Genomic DNA, 3,278 nt, shown 5'->3' with positions numbered 1-3,278 from the left:
GGACGGCCTCGCCCGCCGCCCGCAGCTCGCCCGCGAGCTCGCGCCCGTGGGCCGCCATCCAGGTGTTGTGCCAGACCAGCATCAGCACGGCGACGATGAGCACGGCGGCGTTGAGCAGGTCCTGCCCCGCGCCCTCGAACGCGTCCGAGATCTTCTCGGCGAACAGCGCGACGAGGGCGGCGCCGGCCAGGCCCCCGACGATGCCGAGCGCGACCCAGCGGCCGCGCCCGGGAATGCCGCGGGTGGCCGCCAGCACGATCGAGATGATGAGGCCCGCCTCGATGACCTCGCGGAAGGCGATGACGAAGGCTCCGATCATGCGGATATCCCGGCTTTCGCGTTGATGGGGCGCTCGCGCGCTACCAGATCCAGAACAGAAGCGCCCAGTTCGCCACCGCGAGGCCCGCGGCGGCACCGATGCACAGGGTTGTGGCGACCCGGCGCGGGCCGCCGGCCGACAGGCCGGCGATCCGCCAGGCCAGCCAGAGGCTCCACAGGCTGGCCCCGCCGAGGAGGCCGGCGCGGACCTCGTCGACGAAGGGCAGGACGAAGCCCTCGCCGCGCAGGAAGGTGACCGTGAGCGCCGAGAGGCCGAGGAAGACGCCGCAGCCGGCGATCGGGATCAGCGCCTGCGTCAGGTGGTGGAAGCGGGCGGTGGACCACGGCCCGCCCGCGCGGGTCGCGAGCGCGACCAGGCCGGTCAGCGCGAGCCCGATGCCGAGGCAGGCGGCGGCGATGTAGGCGAGCAGCATCGCGCCGTCGAGGAGGGTGAGCACGTCGTTGTGCTCGGGGTAGTTCGTCAGCACGAACCACGGCGCCGAGGTCTCCAGCGGCCAGGTGACGCCGCGCTCGATCAGCCAGGTGGCGAGCCACTGCTTGCCGTCGATGTACCAGGGGCTCGACGACCACTGGAACGCGCCGACGGCGAGGCCCATCATGCCGAACAGGATCAGCACGGTCTGGTCGAGGGAGGGCTCGTCGCCGGCCACGTGGACGATCTCGTGGTTGGGCGAACGGCGGGCCAGCCGCACGGCGCCGCGATAGCCGCTGCAGCGCCCGCACATGTGGCAGGCGCCCGAGCCGCGCATGGTCTTCACCGCCACGAGGGGCGCGCAGTTGAAGCCTTGCCCCGGCTTCGGCTTCGGCGAGGCGCTCCAGGCGGCGCCGTCGACCTGGAAGCTCACCGGCGCGAGCTTGGAGAGCACCGCGAACACGCCGTTGACCGGGCAGAGGTAGCGGCACCACACCCGCTTGTTGCGCCCGTACACGGCGCCGACGAGGATCGCCGCCACGGTCGAGCCGCCGAGCACGGCGAGCACCGGCTTCGGGTAGCCGTAGACGCTGACCATCTGGCCGTAGACCGTGGTGCCGGCGAACGCCAGGAACGGCCACCCGCCCCAGGTGATCCAGCGCGGCACGGCGCGGCCGAGGCTCCACCGGCTGGCGAACTCGGTGAGCGTGCCTTCGGGGCACAGCACCCCGCACCAGGCGCGCCCGGCGATGACCATGCTGAGCAGCACGAACGGCCACCAGATGCCCCAGAACGCGAATTGCGCCGCCAGCGTCAGGTTCGACCAGAGATGGGCGCCGCGGTCGGGCAGCGGCAGGAAGGCAGGCACGGCCACGAGCACGACGTAGATGCCGACCACCGCCCACTGGATGGTGCGCAGCACGCCGCCGTGCCGGCGGAGCCAGTCGCCGAAGTCGGCGAGGCGTCCGTCGATCCAGGCCTCCCGGCCGGGGCTGAGGGTCGCGCCGGCCACCGGCTACTTCGCCACCGAGTCCTTGGCCACCAGCGTCGCCTTCGCCTCCGGATGGAAGTCGTCGAAGACGTCGTAGCTGCCAGGATCGAGGGTGCGGAAGATGATCGACGAGGTCGAGCCGGCGGCGAGCGCCTTTTCGCGCTTCAGCTCGAGGCTCTCGAACTCCACCGGCGAGGTTCCGGTGTTCGAGATCTCCAGCTTGAAGCGGGTCTTGGCCGGAACCTCGATGATCGCGGGCAGGATCACGCCGTCCTTCATCTCGACCTTGATCACCGGCATGTCGTCGGCGCGCGCGGCCCGAGGCGCCAGGAGAAGCGGCGCCAGGAGAAGCGGTGCGAGGGCGAGCAGCGCCCAGCGGGCGGGAAGACCGGTCGCGGCCTGCATCCTCAGTACGCGCCCTTCTTGCCGATGCCGGCGAAGGTGAAGTCCTGGGTGATGTCGAACGGCTTGAACCACTCGGCCACCCCGGTCTCCTTGTCGACGTGGCGGCCGAAATGGGCGTGCGAGCCGGGGGGCGCCACGGTGAGCTTGAGGCGGTAGCGGCCCGGCCCGAACAGCTTGACGTTGTCGCCGTAATGCGGGCCGTCGTTGGCGACCATGCCCATCAGCGGCCCCGAGACCTTCTGGTCGGTGGGCTTGTCGCCGTCGAGCTTCACCACCTCGAAGGTCACGGTCAGCGACGGCACGAAGTCGCCCTCGGCGAAGCCGTTGCGGTTGTCCTTGGCGGCGCGGATGTCGGCCTCGAGGTGCAGGTCGGACTGCGCCGCCGCGCGCATCATGTCGGGCGGGTCCATCTCGATCGGCTGCAGGTACACCGCCGCGACCTCGAGACCGTTCTGGGTCACGTGGGGCCCGACGGGGATCTCCTTGGCGACCGCGGAGGCGGTGAGGCCGGCCAGGCCGGCGAGCAGGGGGAGGGTGAGACGGAGCGCGCGCATGGGATGCATCGCATACCCGGCCGCGCCGAAATTGGAAGAGGCTTGTTCGTCACATGCTCAAATCATAATCGTTCCAAACTGGGAACTATAAAGTCCAGGTTGGTGAAAATCAGCCGGCTTGAAAGATGAATCATAGATCTCGGAAGCTCGAACTCCGGCGGGTGCCTGCCCCGCCGGAGGTCTCGACTTAGAAATGCCCTGCGAGCAGCACGACGCCGGAGGCGACCACCGCGCCGCCGAGCATGGGAGCCATGACCGTACGGCGGGTGCCGGCCGCGATCGCCAGGCCAAGGCCGAGGCCGGCGGCGTGGAGCAGGGCGGTGCCGGCGAGGAACCCGAGGCCGTAGACGAGGCCGGAGGCGGTCTCGGGCATCTCCGCGCCGTGGGCATAGCCGTGGAACGCGGCAAAGCCGCCGACGAGGGCGCCGAGCGCGGCGACCGGAAGTCGGAGGCCGAACGCGGCCGCGAGGCCGAAGGCGACCACCGACAGGGCGATCCCGGTCTCGGCCACCGGCAGGCCGAGGCCGGAGACCTCGACGCCCGCCATGCCGAGCCCGGCGCCCGCCGCCATCAGCGC

Annotated in this window: 5 protein-coding genes; all 5 read right to left on the bottom strand. The window is 71.1% G+C overall.

Features of this window, described 5'->3' with window-relative positions:
• A partial coding sequence (locus FV223_RS23670; RefSeq protein WP_187276229.1) for an FTR1 family protein occupies positions 1-319 on the bottom strand: 319 nt, incomplete at its 3' end.
• Positions 320-359: 40 nt separating this feature from the next.
• Complete coding sequence (locus FV223_RS23665) at positions 360-1,763, bottom strand: 4Fe-4S binding protein (RefSeq protein WP_147729275.1); 1,404 nt, start codon at positions 1,761-1,763, stop codon at positions 360-362.
• Between the two features lie 3 nt (positions 1,764-1,766).
• Positions 1,767-2,147 (bottom strand): cupredoxin domain-containing protein, encoded by a 381-nt coding sequence (locus tag FV223_RS23660; RefSeq protein ID WP_147729274.1) that lies wholly within the window; start codon positions 2,145-2,147, stop codon positions 1,767-1,769.
• Positions 2,148-2,149: 2 nt separating this feature from the next.
• Entirely contained in the window at positions 2,150-2,701 is a 552-nt protein-coding gene (locus FV223_RS23655; protein ID WP_147729273.1) for an iron transporter, read from the bottom strand.
• A 187-nt stretch (positions 2,702-2,888) separates the two neighbouring features.
• Positions 2,889-3,278: HupE/UreJ family protein (locus tag FV223_RS23650; RefSeq protein WP_187276228.1), on the bottom strand; the 390-nt coding region annotated here is incomplete at its 5' end.

Origin of the sequence: Methylobacterium sp. WL116 (genome assembly GCF_008039455.1) — a bacterium.
Taxonomy (GTDB): domain Bacteria; phylum Pseudomonadota; class Alphaproteobacteria; order Rhizobiales; family Beijerinckiaceae; genus Methylobacterium.
The sequence above is the reverse complement of the archived record's forward strand: the minus strand, read 5'-3'. Positions and strand labels throughout refer to the sequence as shown.